Annotated in this window: 19 protein-coding genes; 3 read left to right on the top strand and 16 right to left on the bottom strand. The window is 55.1% G+C overall.

Features of this window, described 5'->3' with window-relative positions; translation table 11 throughout:
- Positions 1-74: 74 nt before the first annotated feature.
- From nuoL to lrhA, 12 genes are all read right to left on the bottom strand, one after another.
- A complete protein-coding gene (nuoL, locus tag B3X29_RS00345) occupies positions 75-1,916 on the bottom strand; it encodes an NADH-quinone oxidoreductase subunit L (protein ID WP_159339622.1) in 1,842 nt (613 codons plus the stop codon).
- Positions 1,913-2,215 carry an NADH-quinone oxidoreductase subunit NuoK gene (gene nuoK, locus B3X29_RS00340; protein ID WP_049841347.1) on the bottom strand — a complete coding sequence of 101 codons (303 nt, stop codon included), beginning with the start codon at positions 2,213-2,215 and terminating at the stop codon, positions 1,913-1,915. Before nuoK ends, nuoL begins: the two co-directional genes overlap by 4 nt.
- Positions 2,212-2,766, bottom strand: coding sequence for an NADH-quinone oxidoreductase subunit J (nuoJ, locus tag B3X29_RS00335; protein WP_103180463.1), 555 nt, complete (start codon positions 2,764-2,766; stop codon positions 2,212-2,214). Before nuoJ ends, nuoK begins: the two co-directional genes overlap by 4 nt.
- Before the next feature lie 11 nt (positions 2,767-2,777).
- Positions 2,778-3,320 (bottom strand): NADH-quinone oxidoreductase subunit NuoI, encoded by a 543-nt coding sequence (gene nuoI / locus B3X29_RS00330; protein ID WP_103180465.1) that lies wholly within the window; start codon positions 3,318-3,320, stop codon positions 2,778-2,780.
- Positions 3,321-3,334: 14 nt separating this feature from the next.
- Positions 3,335-4,312, bottom strand: coding sequence for an NADH-quinone oxidoreductase subunit NuoH (gene nuoH, locus B3X29_RS00325; protein WP_039030977.1), 978 nt, complete (start codon positions 4,310-4,312; stop codon positions 3,335-3,337).
- Complete coding sequence (gene nuoG / locus B3X29_RS00320; RefSeq protein WP_139156354.1) at positions 4,309-7,032, bottom strand: NADH-quinone oxidoreductase subunit NuoG; 2,724 nt, start codon at positions 7,030-7,032, stop codon at positions 4,309-4,311. The genes nuoH and nuoG overlap by 4 nt, the downstream gene beginning before the upstream one ends.
- A gap of 54 nt (positions 7,033-7,086) precedes the next feature.
- Positions 7,087-8,424: an NADH-quinone oxidoreductase subunit NuoF gene (gene nuoF / locus B3X29_RS00315; RefSeq protein ID WP_103180470.1), complete on the bottom strand. Its 1,338-nt coding sequence runs from the start codon at positions 8,422-8,424 to the stop codon at positions 7,087-7,089.
- Entirely contained in the window at positions 8,421-8,921 is a 501-nt protein-coding gene (gene nuoE / locus B3X29_RS00310) for an NADH-quinone oxidoreductase subunit NuoE (RefSeq protein ID WP_159339623.1), read from the bottom strand. Before nuoE ends, nuoF begins: the two co-directional genes overlap by 4 nt.
- A 2-nt stretch (positions 8,922-8,923) precedes the next feature.
- A complete protein-coding gene (nuoC, locus tag B3X29_RS00305; protein ID WP_103180472.1) occupies positions 8,924-10,726 on the bottom strand; it encodes an NADH-quinone oxidoreductase subunit C/D in 1,803 nt (600 codons plus the stop codon).
- Between the two features lie 89 nt (positions 10,727-10,815).
- Positions 10,816-11,490 (bottom strand): NADH-quinone oxidoreductase subunit NuoB, encoded by a 675-nt coding sequence (gene nuoB, locus B3X29_RS00300; RefSeq protein WP_003861482.1) that lies wholly within the window; start codon positions 11,488-11,490, stop codon positions 10,816-10,818.
- Between the two features lie 15 nt (positions 11,491-11,505).
- Positions 11,506-11,946, bottom strand: a complete 441-nt coding sequence (nuoA, locus tag B3X29_RS00295; protein WP_103825145.1) for an NADH-quinone oxidoreductase subunit NuoA — start codon at positions 11,944-11,946, stop codon at positions 11,506-11,508.
- 630 nt (positions 11,947-12,576) lie between these two features.
- A complete protein-coding gene (lrhA, locus tag B3X29_RS00290; protein ID WP_159339624.1) occupies positions 12,577-13,515 on the bottom strand; it encodes a transcriptional regulator LrhA in 939 nt (312 codons plus the stop codon).
- Positions 13,516-14,462: 947 nt separating this feature from the next.
- On the opposite strand from lrhA, the gene alaA reads away from it, so the two are divergent.
- Both alaA and yfbR read left to right on the top strand, forming a co-directional pair.
- Positions 14,463-15,677 carry an alanine transaminase AlaA gene (alaA, locus tag B3X29_RS00285; protein WP_159339625.1) on the top strand — a complete coding sequence of 405 codons (1,215 nt, stop codon included), beginning with the start codon at positions 14,463-14,465 and terminating at the stop codon, positions 15,675-15,677.
- A gap of 93 nt (positions 15,678-15,770) precedes the next feature.
- The gene (gene yfbR / locus B3X29_RS00280) at positions 15,771-16,370 is read left to right on the top strand and encodes a 5'-deoxynucleotidase (protein ID WP_103180476.1); all 600 of its coding nucleotides are present in this window, start codon (positions 15,771-15,773) and stop codon (positions 16,368-16,370) included.
- A gap of 75 nt (positions 16,371-16,445) precedes the next feature.
- Here yfbR and B3X29_RS00275 read toward each other — a convergent pair whose 3' ends face one another.
- The 4 genes from B3X29_RS00275 to yfbV form a co-directional block, all read right to left on the bottom strand.
- Positions 16,446-18,278 (bottom strand): SLC13 family permease, encoded by a 1,833-nt coding sequence (locus tag B3X29_RS00275; protein ID WP_159339626.1) that lies wholly within the window; start codon positions 18,276-18,278, stop codon positions 16,446-16,448.
- Positions 18,279-18,355: 77 nt separating this feature from the next.
- Positions 18,356-19,015 carry a sugar phosphatase gene (locus B3X29_RS00270; protein WP_103180478.1) on the bottom strand — a complete coding sequence of 220 codons (660 nt, stop codon included), beginning with the start codon at positions 19,013-19,015 and terminating at the stop codon, positions 18,356-18,358.
- 11 nt (positions 19,016-19,026) lie between these two features.
- Entirely contained in the window at positions 19,027-19,521 is a 495-nt protein-coding gene (locus tag B3X29_RS00265; RefSeq protein ID WP_103180480.1) for a YfbU family protein, read from the bottom strand.
- 91 nt (positions 19,522-19,612) lie between these two features.
- A complete protein-coding gene (yfbV, locus tag B3X29_RS00260) occupies positions 19,613-20,068 on the bottom strand; it encodes a terminus macrodomain insulation protein YfbV (protein ID WP_103180482.1) in 456 nt (151 codons plus the stop codon).
- Between the two features lie 336 nt (positions 20,069-20,404).
- Here yfbV and ackA point away from each other — a divergent pair, with 336 nt between their 5' ends.
- A complete protein-coding gene (ackA, locus tag B3X29_RS00255) occupies positions 20,405-21,607 on the top strand; it encodes an acetate kinase (protein ID WP_114386044.1) in 1,203 nt (400 codons plus the stop codon).
- Positions 21,608-21,631 lie beyond the last annotated feature (24 nt).

The following is a 21,631-nucleotide window of genomic DNA, read 5'->3' as shown; positions in this document are numbered from 1 at the left end:
CGATTTGCATTCCTTTTTAAGGCCCCCAGAAGGGGCCTGATTTTCAACGAATTCGAATAAAATTCACTTAACGATCAACGCAATACCATCAGCAGCGCCAGCACCACAACCGCGCCGATGCTCATGGACGCTACATACCAGCGCAGATACCCGTTCTCGCTGAACAGCAGGCCTTTACCTGCCAGGCGGGAAAGGATGGCCGGGATGTTCATTACCGCGTTCAGCGGATCGCGTTTGATAAGCCACGCAATGCCGAGGAACGGTTTCACGAAGATCATGTCGTACAGCCAGTCGAAGCCCCACGCGTTATACCACCAGGTGCCCAGCAGACGGCCCGGCGCACTGTTGGCAACCGAGGTGACCAGGGTACGTTTGCCCAGCCACAGCCATGCCGCAATCAGGATACCCGTGATAGCGACCACACCGGAGGTGATTTCAAGCGTCAGAACGCGACCGTGCTCAAGCTCGGTGGTGTCTGGCAGTACGCCCTGCAGCGGTGGCACAATCATCGCGCCAACGAAGGTGGAGAGTACCAGCAGCACAATCAGCGGCAGGTGGTGGGTAATCCCCTTCCCTGCGTGAGCGTGAATTTGTTCTTTACCGTGGAAGACGATGAAAATCATACGGAAGGTATACAGGGAGGTCATAAACGCACCGACCAGACCCGCAACCATCAGATTGATATGCCCGTTCGCCATGGCCCCCGCCAGGATTTCGTCCTTACTGAAGAAGCCCGCGGTGATCAGCGGCAGTGCCGCCAGCGCCGCGCCGCCCACCAGGAAGCAGACGTAAACCAACGGGATGGACTTACGCAGTCCGCCCATTTTGAAGATGTTCTGCTCGTGGTGGCAGGCCAGGATCACCGAACCGGACGAGAGGAACAGCAGCGCTTTGAAGAACGCGTGCGTCATCAGGTGGAAAATAGCCGCGTCCCACGCCTGTACGCCCAGCGCCAGGAACATGTAACCGATCTGGCTCATGGTGGAGTAAGCGAGAACGCGTTTGATGTCGGTCTGGACCAGCGCGGCAAAGCCTGCCAGCACCAGCGTCACCGCACCGACGATGCCCACCAGATGCAGAATTTCCGGAGTCATCAGGAACAGGCCATGGGTACGCGCAATCAGGTAAACACCGGCGGTCACCATGGTGGCGGCGTGGATCAGCGCGGAGACAGGGGTTGGACCCGCCATCGCGTCGGCAAGCCAGGTCTGCAACGGCAGCTGTGCAGATTTACCCACAGCGCCACCCAGCAGCATCAGGGTTGCCCACCACAGCATATTGTTGCCGGCTTCGAAGTGCGCCGGTGCCAGTTCCACCATCTCGCGGAAGTTCAGCGTGCCCAGCTCGTTGTAGAGAATGAACAGCGCGAAGGCGAGGAAGACGTCACCCACACGGGTCACAACGAACGCTTTCATGGCCGCTGCGCCATTCTTCGGATCGGTGTAGTAGAACCCGATCAGCAGGTAAGAGCAGAGACCCACCCCTTCCCAGCCGAGGTACATCAGCAGCAGGTTATCCGCCAGCACCAGTACCACCATGCTGGCGATAAACAGGTTGGTGTAGGCGAAGAAGCGGGAGTAACCCTCTTCACCGCGCATATACCAGGAGGCGAACATATGGATCAGGAAGCCGACACCGGTGACCACGGAGAGCATGGTCAGAGAGAGACCATCCAGCACCAGATTAAAACCGATGTTGAAATCACCCACCGACATCCAGGTCCAGAGTGGAACGCTGAAAGCCTGACGTCCGTTGTTAAAGAAGTCGATCCCCGCATACGCTGTGACCAGTGCGGCCAGGCCCACAGAGCCCATGCCGATGGTCGCAGAGAGATTCTCAGACCAGCGGCCGCGTGAGAACGACAGCAGCAGGAAGCCAATCAGCGGAAAAATAATGGTTAAGGCAAGCATGTTCATCCACGCAACTCACTTACTGAATCGATGTTCAGGTTCTGGCGGCGACGATGGAGCTGCAGCAACAGCGCCAGGCCAATACTCGCTTCCGCAGCCGCGAGGCTGATAGCGAGAATGTACATCACCTGACCATCGGTCTGGCCCCAGTAGCTACCGGCAACCACAAAGGCCAGCGCGGAAGCGTTGATCATGATCTCCAGGCCAATCAGCATAAACAGCAGATTGCGGCGGATAACCAGACCGGTTAAGCCCAGCACGAATAAAATCGCGGCGAGGATCAGTCCGTGTTGTAAAGGGATCATGCGTGATCCTCCGTTTTTCTTTTCGCGCTGTCGTCCTTACGGTTGCTCAGCACTTCACCCATGCGCTCTTCGCGACCCACGTGGAAAGCAACGACCAGGCCTGCCAGCAGCAGCATCGAGGCCAGTTCCACCGCCAGTACGTATGGCCCAAACAGGGTGACACCCACCGCTTTGGCGCTGATTGGCGTACCGTCGATACCCTGGTCGTTCACACCCAGAATGGCGTAAACGATCACCGCCAGCATGATGGCCGACAGAATTGCCGGACCAATCCACACCTGCGGTTGCAGCCACTGACGTTCCTGCTCGATCTCAGAGCCGCCCAGGTTCAGCATCATCACCACGAAGACGAACAGCACCATGATGGCCCCGGCGTAAACGATGATTTCAAGCGCACCGGCAAAGTGTGCGCCCAGCGCAAAGAACACCCCGGAAATAGCCAGCAGCGAAATGATTAAATAGAGCAGCGCATGCACCGGGTTGGTGTGCGTAATCACTCGCAGCGTAGCCAGGATGGCGATCAGGCCACAGATATAAAAAGCGAATTCCATTGCCCCTCTCCTTACGGTAACAGGCTCTTGACGTCGATAGGCTTGGCTTCGTTCTCTGCTTCGCCCTTATCTTTGCCGTCGATTGCCATACCCGCCATCCGGTAGAAGTTATATTCCGGGTATTTGCCCGGACCGGAAATCAGCAGATCCTCTTTCTCGTACACCAGATCCTGACGTTTGAATTCACCCAGTTCGAAATCGGGGGTCAACTGAATCGCCGTGGTCGGGCACGCTTCTTCACACAGGCCGCAGAAGATGCAGCGTGAGAAGTTAATGCGGAAGAACTCAGGGTACCAGCGACCGTCCACCGTCTCTGCTTTCTGCAGAGAGATACAGCCTACCGGACAGGCTACCGCACACAGGTTACAGGCAACGCAGCGCTCCGAACCGTCCGGATCGCGCGTCAGCACGATACGGCCACGGTAGCGCGGCGGCAGATATACCGGTTCTTCCGGATACATCCGGGTTTCGCGTTTAGAAAACGCGTGCAGGCCGATCATCCAGATACTGCGTACCTGGGTGCCGAAACCTACCAATAATTCTTTTAAGGTCATGATCTCAAAGCCCCTTATGGCTGCTGCCAAAGAATGACAGCCGCCGTTACCAACAAGTTGACGAGCGTCAGCGGCAGGCACACTTTCCAGCCGAAGGACATTACCTGGTCATAACGCGGACGTGGTAATGCAGCGCGAATCAAAATGAACATCATCATGAAGAACGCGGTTTTCAGCGCGAACCAGATGAACGGCGGTAAGAACGGGCCATGCCAGCCACCAAAGAACAGCGTGACCATCAATGCGGAAATGGTGACGATACCGATGTACTCGCCCACGAAGAACAGACCGAACTTCATACCGGAATATTCAATGTGGTAACCGTCAGCCAGTTCCTGCTCGGCTTCTGGCTGGTCAAACGGGTGGCGGTGACACACTGCCACACCGGCGATAGCAAAGGTAACAAAACCAAAGAACTGCGGGATGACGTTCCAGATGTCGGCCTGGTTGTTGACGATGTCGGTCATGTTGAATGAACCGGCCTGCGCCACCACGCCCATCAGGGAGAGACCCAGGAACACTTCGTAGCTGAGCGTCTGCGCAGACGCACGCATCGCACCCAGCAGGGAGTATTTGTTGTTACTGGACCAGCCTGCAAACAGTACCGCGTAAACCGCGAGACCTGCCATCATCAGGAAGAACAGAATGCCGATGTTCAAATCAGCGACCACCCAGGTCGGGCTGACCGGAACGATAGCAAACGCCAGCAGCAGCGAGGTAAAGGCGATCATCGGTGCCAGAGTAAAGATCACGCGATCCGAGAAGCGCGGGATCCAGTCCTCTTTGAAGAACATCTTGATCATGTCCGCGACCAGCTGGAGTGAACCACCCCAGCCCACGCGGTTCGGTCCGTAACGGTTCTGGAACAGACCGAGCAGACGACGTTCACCAAAGCTCATGAACGCACCGCAGGTGACCACCACCAGCAGGATAACAACCGCTTTCAGGATGCTCAGCAGGATATCGATAAGATCCGGCGTTAACCAACTCATGCTTTTGCCTCCTGCAGGTTATCAAGACGCGCGCCGGCCAGCACCGGGGCGATGCCAGGCATACCCATCGGCAGACCCACCTGCCCTGCTGTCAGACCTTCAGAGATAATCAGCGGCAGGCTGATTGTCTGGCCTTCATAGCTAAAGCTGATGTTCGCGCCCGCGTTGACGCCAAGCTTCGCGGCGTCTGCCGGGTTGAGCTTGATGTAAGGCTGCGGCATGCGGGTCTGGAAGACCGGGGAACGCTGTGACAGCTCGTCGCTACCAAACAGATGGTAGTACGGCGCAATACGCCAGTTACCCTCTTCTGCCTGGAAGCGTGCCGGAACGGTGGAGAAGAACGCCAGACCGGTTTCGCTGGCTTCAATCAGGCGTACGCCCGGATCGCCGTGGCGCAGAGAACCACCCACTTCAGCCTGGAACTTGTTCCATGCCTGCGGGGAGTTCCAGCCTGGCGCCCATGCGAATGGGATCTGCGAACGTGGCGCAGACGGCTGGTTGTTCCCTTCCATCGAGAAGGCGAACATGGTGTCTTTATCCTGCGGCTGACGCGGTTCGTGTACGCTGATATTGGCGCGCATTGCAGTACGGCCACTGTAGCGATGCGGTTCACGCGCCAGTTTCTGGCCGCGAATACGGAAGCTCGCTTCCGGCGCCGCATCTTTGATGCCTGCCAGCTGCGGCAGCTTTTCAATAACGGCGTCGATCACGTGGTCGAGCTGCGTCCAGTCCACCTCACGGCTCAGCACGGTGCTGTGCAGGGAGTGCAGCCAGCGCCAGCTTTCCAGCATCAGGGTGGTATTGTCGTAGTAGGCCGGGTCATAAACCTGGAAGAAGCGCTGGGCGCGGCCTTCGTTGTTAATCACCGTCCCGTCGCTTTCCGCGAAGCTTGCCGCAGAGAGCACCAGGTGCGCTTTGTCCATAATGGCGGTGCGCTGATGGTCGATAACCATCACCAGCGGCGCCTTAGAGAGCGCAGCATCTACGCGTGCGGCAGAAGCATGGCGGTGAAGATCGTTTTCAAGTACGACAACGGCATCCGCAGAGCCAGATTCCAGTTCACTCAGCGCCTCTTCCAGAGAGCCGCCGCCGATCATACCCAGACCAATGCTGTTTACCGCACGGGCAATCATGGTTACGCCAACGTCGGCGCCACGGCCTTTCAGCGCTTTGGCCACGTTCGCTGCCGCTTCAATGATCTCGCTGCTGCCGGCGTTGGTACCGGAGATAATCAGGGGTTTCTTCGCACCGGCCAGCGCCTGCACGATAACGTCAACTTTGTTCTGCAGATCGCGATCCAGCTCAACGGCCGGGGCACTGCTGTCCAGGCCGTTAGCAATAGCAAAGCCGAGACGGGCCTGATCTTCCACCGGCGCGCGGTAGGTCCAGGCGGCGATGTCGTCGAGACGGGTGTCATCAACGTTGGTCACGAACAGCGGATGCTTCGCGCGCTGACCGATGTTGAGGATAGCCGCGATCTGCCAGTCAGCCACTTTCTGTGCCGCTGCCATTTCACGCGCTTTCCCTTTCACCGCCTGACGAACCGCCAGGGCTGCGCGAGCGCCGGTCTGGGTCAAATCTTCGCCCAATACCAGTACCGCATCATAGGATTCGATTTCGCGCAGCGCCGGGGTATGGATACCGCCTTCGCGCAGCACTTTCAGCACCAGCTGCAGACGTTCCTGCTCGCCCTGGGCGATACCGGTGTAGAAGTTATCCGCACCTACCAGCTCGCGCAGCGCGAAGTTGCTTTCGATGCTGGCGCGCGGGGAGCCGATACCGATCACTTTCTTCGACTGGCGCAGAATATCCGCCGCGCCCTGCATCGCCTGTTCAGCGTTCAGGGTGATGAAGTCATCGCCACGGCGCTGAACCGGACGACGCGGACGGTCTTTCAGGTTCACATAGCCATAGCCGAAACGACCGCGGTCGCAGAGGAAGTAGTGGTTAACAGTACCGTTGTAACGGTTTTCGATACGACGCAGTTCGCCGTAACGTTCACCCGGGCTGGTGTTACAGCCCAGCGAACACTGCTGGCAGATGCTTGGCGCAAACTGCATGTCCCACTTACGGTTGTAACGCTCGGAGTGAGTTTTATCGGTGAAGACGCCGGTCGGGCAGATCTCTACCAGGTTACCGGAGAATTCGCTCTCAAGCGTACCGTCTTCCGGACGACCGAAGTAGACGTTGTCATGCGCGCCATAGACGCCCAGATCCTGACCATCCGCGTAGTCTTTGTAGTAACGCACGCAGCGGTAGCAGGCGATGCAGCGGTTCATTTCGTGAGAGATGAACGGCCCCAGATCCTGGTTACGGTGGGTACGCTTGGTGAAACGGTAACGACGGAAGCTGTGCCCGGTCATCACGGTCATATCCTGAAGGTGGCAGTTACCGCCCTCTTCACAGACCGGACAGTCGTGCGGGTGGTTGGTCATCAACCACTCCACCACGCTTTCGCGGAACTCTTTGGCTTCCGCATCGTCGATAGAAATAAAGGTACCTTCGGCGGCTGGCGTCATACAGGACATTACCAGGCGACCACGCGTGTCTTCCGCGTTTTGATATTGCTTCACCGCACACTGGCGGCAAGCACCGACGCTCCCCAGCGCCGGATGCCAGCAAAAATACGGAATATCAAGGCCGAGAGACAGACAAGCTTCCAGCAGGTTGTCCGCCCCGTTGACCTCATATTCTTTGCCGTCTACATGAATCGTAGCCATTAGCATGCTTCCAGTTGTCTCGGTCGAAACCGAGCGTTAATCAAAATTCTGTTTTTACCAGCGCGCTTTCAGCAGGTTCGGCTGAATCCCATTGATTGAATGGGTATTGCTGAACGGCTGCTTGATGCCTGCTTCGAATTCGTCGCGGAAATACTTAATCGCGCTCTGCAGCGGCTCAACCGCACCTGGCGCATGCGCACAGAAGGTTTTACCTGGGCCCAGGAATCGACACAGTTGCTCAAGTGTCTCGATATCGCCAGGCTGGCCTTCGCCACGCTCAATAGCACGCAGGATCTTCACGCTCCACGGCAGACCGTCGCGGCACGGCGTACACCAGCCGCAGGACTCGCGGGCAAAGAACTCTTCCAGGTTACGCACCAGCGACACCATGCCAATCTCGTGGTCGACGGCCATCGCCAGCGCCGTACCCAGACGGCTGCCTGCTTTACCAATGCTTTCGAATTCCATCGGCAGGTCAAGGTGCGCTTCGGTCAGGAAGTCTGTCCCTGCCCCACCCGGCTGCCAGGCTTTGAATTTCAGGCCATCACGCATACCGCCGGCGTAGTCTTCAAGAATTTCACGGGCGGTGGTGCCGAACGGCAGTTCCCAGACGCCAGGGTTTTTCACGCGGCCGGAGAAGCCCATCAGCTTGGTACCGGCATCTTTACTTGAGGAGATGCCCTGATACCACTCCACGCCGTTGGCGAGGATAGCCGGAACGTTACACAGGGTTTCGACGTTATTCACGCAAGTCGGTTTACCCCATACGCCTGAGCTCGCCGGGAATGGCGGCTTGGAGCGCGGGTTGGCGCGACGCCCTTCCAGAGAGTTAATCAGCGCGGTCTCTTCCCCGCAGATATAACGCCCTGCCCCGGTGTGCACGAACAGCTCGAAGTCGAAACCGGTGCCGAGAATGTTTTTGCCCAGCAGGCCCGCTTCGGTCGCCTCGGCAATCGCGCGACGCAGGTTCTCTGCCGCTTCGATGTACTCGCCGCGCAGGAAGATGTAGCCGCGATAGGCTTTCAGGGCGAAGGCGGAGATCAGCATGCCTTCCACCAGCAGGTGCGGCAGCTGCTCCATAAGCAGGCGGTCTTTATAGGTGCCCGGCTCCATCTCATCGGCGTTACACAGCAGGTAACGGATGTTCATGGATTCGTCTTTTGGCATCAGGCTCCACTTCAGACCGGTGGAAAAGCCTGCGCCGCCGCGCCCTTTCAGGCCAGCGTCTTTAACCGCGTTAACGATCTCATCCGGCGCCATGCCGGAGAGGGCTTTACGCGCCCCGGCATAGCCGTTTTTGCTCTGGTACTCTTCGAGCCATACCGGCTGTTTGTCATCACGCAGACGCCAGGTCAGCGGATGCGTCTCAGCAGTACGAATTACAGTTTTCATTTGTACTGCTCCAGCAGGTCAGGAATGGCTTCCGGCGTCAGATAACTGTGAGTGTCCTCATCAATCATCATGGTCGGCCCCTTGTCGCAGTTACCCAGGCAGCAGGTTGGCAGCAGGGTAAAACGACCGTCAAAGGTGGTCTGGCCCGGCTTGATATTGAGCTTCTTCTCAATCGCAGCCTGAATGCCCTGATAACCAGTGATATGGCATACCACGCTGTCGCAGTAGCGGATCACGTGACGGCCTACCGGCTGACGGAAGATCTGGCTGTAGAACGTAGCCACGCCTTCGACGTCGCTCGCCGGAATACCCAGCACTTTTGCAATCTCATAGATCGCGCCATCCGGCACCCAACCACGCTGTTTCTGTACGATTTTCAGCGCTTCAATGGACGCCGCACGCGGGTCTTCGTAGTGGTGCATCTCGTGCTGAATGGCGGCACGCTCTGCTTCACTCAGCTCAAAAGCCTCGGTTTGTGGTTGTTGATTCTCGTGCATAATTAGCGGTCCACATCTGACATAACAAAATCGATACTACCCAGATACACAATCAGGTCAGAGACCAGACTGCCGCGAATGGCTGACGGGATCTGCTGCAGGTGCGGGAAGCTTGGCGTACGTACACGGGTACGGTAGCTCATGGTGCTGCCGTCGCTGGTCAGGTAGTAACTGTTGATACCCTTGGTCGCTTCAATCATCTGGAAGGATTCTTGCGCCGGCATGACCGGGCCCCAGGAAACCTGCAGGAAGTGCGTGATCAGGGTTTCGATATGCTGCAGCGTGCGCTCTTTCGGTGGCGGCGTGGTCAGCGGGTGATCCGCCTTGAACGGGCCTTCCGGCATGTTGTTGAGGCACTGCTCAAGGATGCGCAGGCTCTGGCGCAGCTCTTCCACTTTCAGCATCACGCGGGTGTAGCAGTCGGAAACACCGCCGCCCAGCGGCACTTCAAAGTCGAAGTTTTCATAGCCAGAGTAAGGACGCGCTTTACGCACGTCGAAATCGATACCGGTGGCGCGCAGGCCAGCACCGGTGGTGCCCCACTCCAGCGCCTCTTTCGCGCCATAGGCAGCAACGCCCTGGGAACGGCCCTTCAGGATGGAGTTACGCAGCGCGGCTTTCTCATACGAGGCCAGACGTTTCGGCATCCAGTCGAGGAATTCACGCAGCAGACGATCCCAGCCGCGCGGCAGGTCATGCGCGACGCCGCCAATACGGAACCAGGCCGGGTGCATACGGAAACCGGTGATCGCTTCCACCAGATCGTAAATCTTTTGACGGTCGGTAAAGGCGAAGAAGACCGGGGTCATCGCGCCGACGTCCTGAATGAAGGTGGAGATGTAGAGCAGGTGGCTGTTGATACGGAACAGTTCAGAGAGCATAACGCGAATCACGTTAACGCGATCCGGCACGGTGATGCCTGCCAGTTTCTCAACGGCCAGCACGTACGGCATTTCGTTTACGCAGCCGCCGAGGTACTCGATACGGTCGGTGTACGGAATGTAGCTGTGCCAGGATTGACGCTCACCCATCTTCTCGGCACCACGGTGGTGGTAGCCGATGTCTGGCACGCAGTCGACGATCTCTTCACCATCAAGCTGCAGAATAATACGGAACGCACCGTGCGCGGAGGGGTGGTTTGGACCGAGGTTGAGGAACATGAAGTCCTCGTTGTCGGTGCTGCGCTTCATGCCCCAGTCTTCCGGCTTGAAGGTCAGCGCTTCCATCTCCAGATCCTGCTTGGCTTTGGTCAGCTCAAACGGGTCGAATTCGGTGGCGCGCGCCGGGTAGTCTTTACGCAGCGGGTGACCGGTCCAGGTCTGCGGCATCATAATGCGCGTCAGATGCGGGTGGCCATCGAAGGTCATGCCAAACATTTCCCAGGTTTCACGCTCATACCAGTTAGCGTTCGGGAAGAGTTTGGTGATCGTCGGCAGATGCATGTCGTTTTCAGACAATGCCACCTTGAGCATGATATCCGTGTTGCGGTCTATTGAGATCAGGTGGTAGAAAACGGAAAAATCCGCCGCGGGTAAACCCTGGCGGTGAGTACGCAGACGTTCGTCCATGCCGTGTAAGTCAAACAGCATGACGTAAGGTTTAGGCAGTTTCTTGAGGAAATCAACCACTTCCAGTAACTGCTCACGCTTCACCCAAACAACGGGTACCCCGGTGCGGGTGGCCTGAACAGTAAAGGCATCCGGCCCAAAACGGTTGCGCAGTTCGCCGATGACCGGGTCATCCAGATGATCCCGTGTTTGCCAGGCGGCGTCTTGCGCGGTTAAGTCGGTCATAGTGTTCACCATTGCAAAAGGTCCGTGGTGACTGTTGGGCGTGGCTTCGCGCTATTTGAATAGTGATATGCGAAGGTTATCTCCATGCCCACAGGCGCAAATTAAATTTCGTCTGGTGTCCGCAGATTGGTCACTGCGATACGTTCACCGCGTTTACGCTCGCGCTCAGACTGCATGTTAGCGCGGTACACGCCCTGGTCACCCACAACCCAGGAGAGCGGGCGGCGTTCTTTGCCAATCGACTCCTGCAACAGCATCAGCGCCTGCATGTAGGCTTCCGGACGCGGTGGGCAGCCCGGGATATAAACGTCAACCGGGATAAACTTATCTACACCTTGTACGACGGAATAGATGTCGTACATGCCGCCAGAGTTGGCACAAGCGCCCATGGAGATAACCCATTTTGGCTCGAGCATCTGGTCGTACAGACGCTGAATGACCGGTGCCATTTTGGTAAAGCAGGTGCCCGCTACCACCATCAGGTCAGCCTGACGCGGAGATGCACGCAGTACTTCCGCACCAAAACGCGCAACGTCATGCACCGCAGTGAATGACGTCACCATTTCAACGTAGCAGCAAGAAAGGCCAAAGTTGTATGGCCAGATGGAGTTCTTACGACCCCAGTTGACCATATCGTGCATGGCATGCTCGAGCTTGCCCATGTACACGCTTTTGTTGACTTCTTGCTCCAGGGGGTCGGTTACGATCTCCTGCTTTTGCAGGGGGTAACGGTCATTCTCACCGTTAGGATCTATGCGGGTGAGCGTATAATCCATCTTATTGCCTCGCTGTTACTGCTGACGATTAGGGATACTGTTTTCCGGGTTGATACGTTCACGGCGTGAACGTGCAGGTGTCCAGTCCAGCGCGCCAATACGCACCAGATAAACCAGACCGGCCAGTAACACTAAAATGAAAATTGCGGCCTCGACAAAGCCTACCCAGCCACTCTCACGAATGGAGGTCGACCATGCGAACAGGTAAAGCGCTTCCACGTCGAAAATGACGAAGAACATGGCTACCAGATAGAACTTGGCAGACAGGCGTAAACGCGCGGTACCTACCGAATCGATACCCGATTCGAATGGCGTGTTTTTGTGCCTTGCGCGGGCGCGACCGCCCAGGAACCAGCCGCCGACTAGCATCAGGCAGCACAGGCCAATGGCAACGATAAGAAAGATTGCGAATGCCCAGTGATGAGCGATGACTTCTGTGGATGTTGACATACTCATTGCTTACTCATCAAAAGTGATACCTGAAACACTGCTCTTTCTGGCAGATGGGCATCACATCGATTCATGGGGAGGAACAAATAACCGTACACTAACTGTCGAAAATGAGACATAGACAGCAAAATGATGTGGTTTTTTACTCCTTTCTATAACCTTTTGTCAACTTTAACAAAAGTTTCTTCACATTAAATTACATTGATCGAACTTCATTAACATTTAATGCCCTTTACCCTCATTAAGTGTGAGGCGCGTACCTGCGTGGGGGTGTTGAATCGTGTCCGTAATGAACTAATACAAAGATTACCCGCCTATTTTGACAGGATTTGCCGTCGATTCCTCCCCCCAAAGAGGAGTATTTTCTTGATCTGTGACACGCTTTTGTTAATTCAATCAAAAAAACAGCAACATCTTTGCTGCTTTTTTAACATGCCCATTGACATTAGAAAGAACAAGTATAGCGGGGTTTTGGAGAAAGGCAGGATATCTATCAGATTGATAAAACACAAAATTAGCAATGACTTAAATCAAATCTCTGGAATCCCATGCAAAAAAAGAACCACTGTGCGCAGAGGCAGCAGCAGTGGTTCGTTATCGTCTGGACGAATTGTTATCAGATTATTAGGGCCCCTTTTACTCGAAATCACTTTCAATGATTACCGAGTCATCCCCTCCTTGTTGAGTCACTGTATTGTACTGCCAGGGGTTATGGTAATCATCCATGGCGCTAAAGATGGTCTGCGCAAGCTCGTTGTTACTGGCCGGATTATGGCACAACAGATATTCCGTATCCGGCAGCGCGGGCAATCCGTCCGCTTTACCTAACACACGCAAATCGGGGCTCATCATCTCCACCGGGCGTGCCGTTACGCCGAGCCCCGCTTTTACCGCGGCGCGGATCGCAGGCAGCGTGGAGGCGACATAGGCCATTCGCCATGGGACATTGGCGGCATTGAGCGTAGCCAGCACAACGTCGCGAAACGGGCTGGGATCGTCCAGCAGGACTAACGGCACCGGCTCGCCGCGCTGCAGCGTGAACTCGGCGGCGCAGTACCAGTGTGTCGGCGAGGTGCGCAGCGTCAGACATTCGAACTGGCTGGTACGATGGGTGGTCACCACCAGATCGACCTCCTGCTCCTGCAACATATCAACCATAAAGGCGTTGCGTTTCACTCTGACATCAAGAGCAAGTTTCGGGTAAACCGAACTGATGCGATTGAGCAGGAACGGCAGAATGGTGTCGGCCGACTCGTCAGAGGCGCCTAATGTTAAGACACCCTGCAGGTTGCTAAACATTAATGATGAACATGCTTCATCATTGAAGCGCAGGATTTTTCTGGCGTAACCCAGGAGCTGAATACCATGCTCCGTTAACAGCTTATTGCGGCCATGACGGGCAAAAAGCTCTTTACCGACCAGTTGTTCCAGTCGTTGCATTTGTTGGCTTACTGCAGACTGGGTACGGCAAACTGCCGCCGCCGCCGCAGCAAAGGTGTTCAGATCGGCGACCGCCACAAAGGTTCTCAGCAGATCGAGGTCGAGATTCAGTATCGGACGATTTGCATTAATCATATCTTTTCACTTACAGGTTGCTCGTACGGAGCTGCCCCGGGTTTAAGCTGTGTGCGTAAAAGTAATACAGTTCCTTCTGAACGAAATCCGCTGACGTCCTGGTCTGGCAGGGGCCTGCATAATGTAATTGTGCTGGTTATATCAGTGGTCAGAAACAACTTATCTGACGTTATTTTTATTCTCAAAATCGTTCGAGATATATAGGTATTTGCCGGATGATGTAAATTCGATTAAAGAAGATGCATATCCAACGTTAACTTTATCGCAGTACAGGTTGAGCGGCAATGGTATCGCTTAACTTCTCAAGGCAGAGATAATTCCAGCAATTACAATAAACTATTAAAGGTCCAGGCATCAAGGCCTGCTGTGACCTGTTATCTTTCATCGCTAAACCCGGCATACATCTTACCCTAAAACCTTTTTCTTTATAAGCCTTATTGCAAATCCTTTGATTTAACCTGAATGGTAACTAGCTAAACTAATTTTATTAATATTAACGAAAGTTGCGATTTCGTCTTTATTTAGAAATAAACAATAATTGAAACCGGACTTAATGATTAATAATACTTAACATTAATTTCACATGAGCAACGTTAATATAAAAAGGCAGGAAAGCGAATACCAGTGAGTTTCATTCAGCTTTTACGAAAAATCACTACAGGAAACTGTAGCACCACCAGCGCAAGCCGCTCAAATCACCCCTTTTTTACAGTGTAAAATCCATATTACAACATCCATAACAGGACAAAACACCAACAAAAACCAAAAATACATACGTTAAAGTGATTAACCCATTAAAAAAGAGTTAAAAGATTCAGGGCAAAGCGGCAGCAATGCACAAAATCTTCTTCTGCCAACGCTTCAAAATCGGGCGTTCGAGGAGTACATTGTTTCGTGCTGACTTCCACGGCAGGACGTCGCAATAACAGTGAAAAGGTCAAAGATTCATGTCACCCATCGAAAAATCCAGCAAGTTAGATAACGTTTGTTATGACATTCGTGGCCCGGTTCTTAAAGAGGCAAAGCGTCTCGAAGAAGAAGGTAATAAAGTACTTAAGCTCAATATCGGCAACCCGGCGCCATTTGGTTTTGATGCACCGGATGAAATTCTGGTTGATGTGATTCGCAACCTGCCGACGGCGCAAGGCTACAGCGACTCCAAAGGTCTCTACTCTGCGCGAAAAGCGATCATGCAGCACTATCAGGCGCAGGGTATGCGCGATGTGACTGTAGAAGATATCTACATTGGTAACGGTGTTTCCGAGCTGATTGTCCAGGCGATGCAGGCCCTGCTGAACAGCGGAGACGAAATGCTGGTTCCCGCTCCGGACTACCCGCTCTGGACCGCGGCCGTGTCCCTCTCAAGCGGTAAAGCGGTGCACTACCTGTGTGACGAATCGGCTGACTGGTTCCCGGACCTGGATGATATTCGCGCCAAAATTACGCCGCGCACCCGCGGGATCGTCATCATCAACCCGAACAACCCCACCGGCGCCGTCTATTCCAAAGAGCTGCTGCTGGAGATCGTCGAGCTGGCCCGCCAGCATAATCTGATCATCTTCGCGGATGAGATCTACGACAAAATTCTGTATGACGCCGCGCAGCACCACTCTATTGCCGCGCTGGCGCCGGATCTGTTGACCGTCACCTTTAACGGCCTGTCAAAGACCTATCGTGTTGCGGGCTTCCGTCAGGGGTGGATGGTCCTGAACGGCCCGAAAAAACATGCGAAAGGTTACATTGAAGGGCTGGAGATGCTGGCTTCCATGCGTTTGTGCGCCAACGTTCCGGCCCAGCATGCGATCCAGACCGCACTGGGTGGCTATCAGAGCATCAGCGAATTTATCGTGCCGGGCGGGCGACTGTATGAGCAGCGGCAGCGCGCGTGGGAGCTGATCAACGATATTCCGGGCGTCTCCTGCGTGAAGCCAAACGGCGCCCTCTATATGTTCCCGAAAATCGACATCAAACGCTTCAACATCTTTGACGATCAGAAGATGGTGCTCGACTTCCTGCTGCAGGAAAAAGTGTTGTTGGTACAGGGAACGGCATTTAACTGGCCGTGGCCGGACCATGTTCGCATCGTAACGCTGCCGCGTGAAGATGAGCTGGAGATGGCCATCAGCCGGTTCGGACGCTTCCTCTCCGGATACCATCAGTAAACGATAATCGGGCTGCCACAGGCAGCCCGATTTGCATCTCACCGCCCCTCCCCTCACAATGAAACCTGTCGCTGTGCAGATTTAAGGTAACTTATGAGTCAGAGTCATTTCTTCGCCCATCTTTCCCGACTGAAACTGATCAACCGCTGGCCGCTGATGCGCAATGTGCGCACCGAGAACGTTTCCGAACACAGCCTGCAGGTAGCGATGGTCGCCCACGCGCTGGCCGCCATCAAAAACCGTAAGTTCAATGGTCAGCTAAACGCCGAACGTATCGCGCTGCTGGCGATGTACCACGATGCTTCAGAAGTGCTGACGGGCGATCTGCCCACGCCGGTAAAATACTTCAACTCGCAAATCGCCCAGGAGTACAAGGCGATTGAAAAAATCGCCCAGCAGAAGCTGGTCGATATGGTGCCGGACGAGCTTCGCGATATTTTTGCCCCGTTAATAGACGAGCAGAGCTATAGCGAAGAGGAGCACTTCATTGTGAAGCAGGCCGATGCGCTCTGCGCTTACCTGAAGTGTCTGGAAGAGCTCTCTGCCGGCAATCACGAGTTTTTACTGGCGAAAACGCGTCTGGAAAAGACGCTTGAGGCGCGACGTAGCGAGGAGATGGACTACTTCATGGAGGTGTTTGTCCCGAGCTTCCAGCTCTCGCTGGATGAGATTAGCCAAGATTCGCCGTTGTGAGTTATGCCCGGCGGCGCTTCGCTTGCCGGGCCTACGGTTTCCAGGCAGCAAGCTTAGCGCCGCCGGGCAAAACTGTCAGAACGGGAACAACATCGGGATCATCACTACGCACACCACCATCACCAGGATCGTGAAGGGCACGCCAAGCTTAACGAAATCGCTAAAGCTATATCTTCCCGGCCCCAGCACCAGGGTGTTAACCGGTGACGACACCGGCGTCATAAATGCTGCGGAAGCGGCCATCGCCACCATCATGGCGAACGGATAAGGTGAGACTCCCATCGATTTCGCCATCGCCAGCGCAATGGGCGCCATCAACACAGCGGTCGCGGTATTGGAGATAAACAGTCCGATCGTGGCGCACATAACAAACAGGCACATCAGCATCATGTATGGGCCATAGCCGCCGCCGAGCTCCATCAGACCTTTCACCACTAAATCGACACCGCCAGTTTTTTGCAGCGCCAGCGCAAAGGGCATCATGCCGACGATCAAAATGATGCTCGGCCAGTGAATCGCTTTGTAAGCGCTTTCAGCGTCAATACAGCGGAATTTCCCCATCAGCAGACAGGCAATGATCGCCGCCACCGGATTGGGGATTTCGTCGGTCAGCATCAGAGCGACCATCAGCACCAGACAAAAAATGGCGTGCGGTGCCTGGCTATGGGCTGGGGATGCATCGCTGACCTCGACAGGCAGGTTGAGCACCACAAAGTCTCGCCCTCTCTGCCCCAACTGGGTAATCAGCTTCCAGTTACCCACCACCAGGAAGATATCCCCCAGTTGAAGGGGCTCATCCACCACCGAGCCGTTCATCGCCTCGCCGTCGCGCTTTAACCCCACGACGTTCAGACCGTACCGGGTACGAAAGCCGATTTCGCGAATGGTTTTGCCGAGCAGCTCCGACTCAGGGATCAGCGAGACCTCGGCCATCCCCACATCCAGCGCCTGATCGGAGAAGTACTCCCCGCGCAGGACCATCGGCTCCAGCAGCTGTTCGCTGCAAAATTCACGCAGATCGACCTCTGCCGACGACATATCAATGAGCAACACGTCACGGGCGCGAAACTCCGATACACCGTTTACGTTGACGATAACCCGACGAAAACGGCGCCAGCGCTCCACGCCGATGACGTTGGCCCCGTAGCGTTCGCGGAGTTTTAAATCATCCAGACGCTGCCCAATCAGCGGTGAACCGGGGCGGATCGCCAGACGGCGGGCCCGCCCGGTAAGGCGATACTCTTTGATCAGATCGCGAAACGTGCGGCGCTTCCAGCCGTCGCGGGTTTTATCCTGCTTTTCGCTTTTCAGGGCAAAGCGGGTCAACAGCATATAGACAATGCCCATCACCAGGACAACCAGCCCCAGCGGCGTCACGCTGAAGAAGCTGAAACCGTCCAGGCCTTCACGCAGCAGTTCACTGTTTACCACCAGGTTTGGCGGGGTCGCCACCAGCGTCATCATGCCGCTGATAAGGCCGGCAAAGCTCAGCGGCATCATCAGGCGCGACGGCGAAATCTGCATGCGCATGGAGACGCTCAACACCACAGGAATGAAAATAGCCACCACACCGGTGGAGCTCATAAAGGCCCCGAGTCCGGCCACGGTGAGCATCAAAAAGACCAGCATTTTGGTCTCGCTGTTGCCCGCCATGCTCACCAGCCAGGTACCCATACTGGTTGCCACGCCGGTCCGCACCAGGCCGTCGCCGATGATAAACAGGGCGGCAATGAGAATCACGTTGGGATCGCTAAAGCCTGAAAAGGCTTCCGGGAGGGTTAAGGTGCCGCTCAGCACAAAAGCGACGATCACCAGCAGCGCCACAGCATCCATGCGGATTTTGCCGGTTGCAAAAAGAAGAATGGCGATAAGAAGCAGGCTTAACACCCAGATGAGTTCACCGTTCACAACAGATCCTTGTCAGAAAAGAGTGCGTCAGATAGTGCCATAAAAAAGCCCCAGCAATGTGGGGCTAAATCATGTGATTACATTTTCCGGGTGACTGTTACATTCCCGTCGGGCTCGCGGCTGACGGCGAGTGCCTCCAGCGTGGTAAGCACAAAATCCGCCTCATCCAGACGCGGCGAGTTAGCGGGGACATTGACGGCAATGACGTGGCTTCCGGCATTGAGTCCCGCCAGCACGCCGGCTGCGGCATCTTCTACCACCACACACGCTTCAGGCGCCAGCCCCAGCAGCTCCGCGCCCAGTAAAAAGGCATCGGGCTCTGGCTTGCCGCGCTTGACCCGCTCCGCGGTGATAAAGACTTCCGGCAGCGGCAGGCCTGCCGCTTTATGACGCGCATGAGCCACAGGAACCGAACCGGAGGTGACGATAGCCCAGGGGATCGCCGATTCATTCAGATGGGTGAGCAGCGCCTGGGCCCCCGGCAGCGCGGTAATACCGTCGGTATCGGTGGCCTCGACCTGCTCAAGCCAGCTGAACTCCGCCTGAATTTCCGCTTCACTTTTTCCCTGGAGAAAGTGCCGTAAAGAGGTTATGGCCTGTTTGCCATGGATAAAATTCAGTACGTCCTGATGGTCGATGCCATGTCTGTCGGCCCAACGGCACCAGGAGCGTTCAACAACCGGTAGCGAATCGACCAGCGTACCGTCCAGATCAAACAGAAAACCTTCACACTGCACATCTACCTCCGTCAGGCATTAATAATTTGTTGGATCTCGTTACTGCTCAGGTGGTACTGGCGAGGACAAGCGTGCCATACGCTGAGCATGCGCTGATATTTTTCCCACATCGGGGTCTGGGCATTAAAGCCATGCGTACCGGCATCGAAATGGGTATAGCGTCCTTCGACATTGACCATAAAGCGGACATAGCTCAGGTAACGGGATTCAGTGGCCGCATCAAAACCCAGGAAGGTGACACGACGTTCGTCGATGCTCTGGGCATCTTTCAGGTTGGTCCAGGAGACATGCAGGGCGTGATACATCTCCATGATGTCGATGACGATGCGGCAGGTCTCTTCTTTCAGTTCGCCAAAGTCGCGATCCAGCTCGCGCATCTGTAAACCAAAGCCACGTTCGATGATAGTCTGCAAGCGGCGATAGCGCTCTGCGTTGTCGGGATCAAGCATAGTCATCATTTTGTACTGATTGGACAAAATCAGACGTTGAGCGTGGGTCATTTCCATCTTTCGACTCCTGTTGCGCATGGCAGCTTTAAAAAAGACACGGTAACGGTGGGTTACTGTGCCTTCTTTTGGTCATCGTTTCGATGATCAATCACAAGTCATCGAGGAATGTTTTATCAAGTTGCTTGAATGCCCGCTTCAGCGTATCAGCCAGCGCCTGATAATCGGGTTTCCCCTCTACCGGCGCGAGCGCCTGACCAGCATCCTGCAATTTGCCGCGCACCTCATAGAACCAGGACAACACGGATGGCGGCAGCGGTGTGACCGAGCGTTTGCCGAGCCACCACAGCCCCTGCATCGGCAGACTCAGGGCAAACAGCGCGGTAGCAACAGCAGGACCAAGCTGTCCGCCCAGCGCAATCTGCCAGCACAGAGTAAAGACCGCGAGAGGCGGCATCAGGCGAATAGCGTGACGGGTGGCGCGGATCACCCGGTTTTCGATAAAGACGGGTGCCAGGCGCTTTTCCAGTGGCCACGTCTTTGCATAGTGCTGTCCCCGGCGAAACAGGCTAAAAAAGCTCACGGATGGATTCTCGGGTGTCGACATGGCTTACCTCAACTTCACATATAAAATTTAAAAAATTCGTGCAAAACCACAACTGCTCATGACAACGTTCAAAAACTTTTGTCAGCGCTACCCAGTATCGGGTATCCTGTGCCGGCCTGCAAAGGCCTTAGACGAGGAACGTTCACTCGTCAAATTATCGCACATTATGCCATTGCCGGAAAAATGCGCAAAATGGCATAAAATCATATGTATTCTTTTCGTCATGCCAGAATGTCCTTCGGGCATGATGTTAATCATAAATGTCAGCGATATCTTGCGCTACGATCCTTGACTCACTGACGTTTTTTTAGCCACGTATCAATAATAGGTACTTCCATGTCGAGTAAGTTAGTACTGGTTCTGAACTGCGGTAGCTCTTCCCTGAAATTCGCCATCATCGATGCGCTCAACGGTGAAGAGTACCTTTCTGGTTTGGCCGAATGTTTCCATCTCCCTGAAGCACGTCTGAAGTGGAAAATGGACGGCAGCAAACAGGAAGCGGCTTTAGGTGCAGGCGCCGCTCACAGCGAAGCGCTGAACTTTATCGTTAACACTATTCTGGCACAAAAACCGGAACTGTCCGCCCAGCTGACCGCAATTGGTCACCGTATCGTTCATGGTGGCGAGAAGTACACCAAATCTGTGGTCATCGATGACAGCGTTATTCAGGGTATTAAAGACTCAGCCTCTTTTGCACCGCTGCATAACCCGGCTCACCTGATCGGTATCGCTGAAGCACTGAAAGCCTTCCCGCAGCTGAAAGACAAGAACGTGGCCGTATTTGATACCGCGTTCCATCAGACCATGCCGGAAGAGTCTTACCTCTATGCCCTGCCGTATAAACTGTACAAAGAGCACGGCGTTCGTCGCTATGGCGCACACGGCACCAGCCACTTCTACGTCACGCAAGAAGCAGCAAAAATGCTGAACAAGCCGGTAGAAGAAGTGAACATCATCACTTGCCACCTGGGCAACGGCGGTTCTGTTTCTGCTATCCGTAACGGCAAATGTGTTGATACCTCCATGGGTCTGACCCCGCTGGAAGGCCTGGTCATGGGTACCCGCTCCGGTGATATCGATCCAGCGATCATCTTCCACCTGCACGATACCCTGGGTATGAGCGTAGAAGATATCAACAAGATGCTGACCAAAGAGTCTGGCCTGCTGGGTCTGACCGAAGTGACCAGCGACTGCCGTTACGTTGAAGACAACTACGCCGAGAAAGAAGACGCGAAACGTGCAATGGATGTTTACTGCCACCGTCTGGCCAAGTACATCGGCTCTTACACTGCGCTGATGGACGGTCGTCTGGATGGCGTGGTCTTCACCGGCGGTATCGGTGAGAACGCGGCAATGGTGCGCGAACTCTCCCTGGGCAAACTGGGCGTGCTGGGCTTTGATGTTGACCATGAACGTAACCTGGCCGCGCGCTTCGGTAAGTCTGGCTTCATCAACAAAGAAGGCACCACGCTCGCAATGGTTATCCCAACCAATGAAGAGCTGGTCATCGCGCAAGACGCGAGCCGTCTGACTGCCTGATTCCCCACCGCCAGCAATGCTGGC

The sequence above is a fragment of the Leclercia sp. UBA5076 genome, assembly GCF_002416465.1.
In the GTDB taxonomy this organism is placed as follows: domain Bacteria; phylum Pseudomonadota; class Gammaproteobacteria; order Enterobacterales; family Enterobacteriaceae; genus Enterobacter.
The sequence above is the reverse complement of the archived record's forward strand: the minus strand, read 5'-3'. Positions and strand labels throughout refer to the sequence as shown.

Excerpts from the sequence above, each read along its gene's own strand:
- nuoJ (WP_103180463.1), bottom strand. The coding sequence starts at position 2,766 with ATGGAATTCGCTTTTTATATCTGTGGCCTGATCGCCATCCTGGCTACG.
- yfbV (WP_103180482.1), bottom strand. The coding sequence starts at position 20,068 with ATGTCGACACCCGAGAATCCATCCGTGAGCTTTTTTAGCCTGTTTCGC.
- yfbR (WP_103180476.1), top strand. The coding sequence starts at position 15,771 with ATGAGTCAGAGTCATTTCTTCGCCCATCTTTCCCGACTGAAACTGATC.
- nuoB (WP_003861482.1), bottom strand. The coding sequence starts at position 11,490 with ATGGATTATACGCTCACCCGCATAGATCCTAACGGTGAGAATGACCGT.
- lrhA (WP_159339624.1), bottom strand. The coding sequence starts at position 13,515 with ATGATTAATGCAAATCGTCCGATACTGAATCTCGACCTCGATCTGCTG.
- nuoG (WP_139156354.1), bottom strand. The coding sequence starts at position 7,032 with ATGGCTACGATTCATGTAGACGGCAAAGAATATGAGGTCAACGGGGCG.
- nuoL (WP_159339622.1), bottom strand. The coding sequence starts at position 1,916 with ATGAACATGCTTGCCTTAACCATTATTTTTCCGCTGATTGGCTTCCTG.
- nuoC (WP_103180472.1), bottom strand. The coding sequence starts at position 10,726 with ATGGTGAACACTATGACCGACTTAACCGCGCAAGACGCCGCCTGGCAA.
- ackA (WP_114386044.1), top strand. The coding sequence starts at position 20,405 with ATGTCGAGTAAGTTAGTACTGGTTCTGAACTGCGGTAGCTCTTCCCTG.
- B3X29_RS00265 (WP_103180480.1), bottom strand. The coding sequence starts at position 19,521 with ATGGAAATGACCCACGCTCAACGTCTGATTTTGTCCAATCAGTACAAA.
- nuoK (WP_049841347.1), bottom strand. The coding sequence starts at position 2,215 with ATGATCCCTTTACAACACGGACTGATCCTCGCCGCGATTTTATTCGTG.
- nuoH (WP_039030977.1), bottom strand. The coding sequence starts at position 4,312 with ATGAGTTGGTTAACGCCGGATCTTATCGATATCCTGCTGAGCATCCTG.
- nuoA (WP_103825145.1), bottom strand. The coding sequence starts at position 11,946 with ATGAGTATGTCAACATCCACAGAAGTCATCGCTCATCACTGGGCATTC.
- alaA (WP_159339625.1), top strand. The coding sequence starts at position 14,463 with ATGTCACCCATCGAAAAATCCAGCAAGTTAGATAACGTTTGTTATGAC.
- nuoE (WP_159339623.1), bottom strand. The coding sequence starts at position 8,921 with ATGCACGAGAATCAACAACCACAAACCGAGGCTTTTGAGCTGAGTGAA.
- nuoI (WP_103180465.1), bottom strand. The coding sequence starts at position 3,320 with ATGACCTTAAAAGAATTATTGGTAGGTTTCGGCACCCAGGTACGCAGT.
- nuoF (WP_103180470.1), bottom strand. The coding sequence starts at position 8,424 with ATGAAAACTGTAATTCGTACTGCTGAGACGCATCCGCTGACCTGGCGT.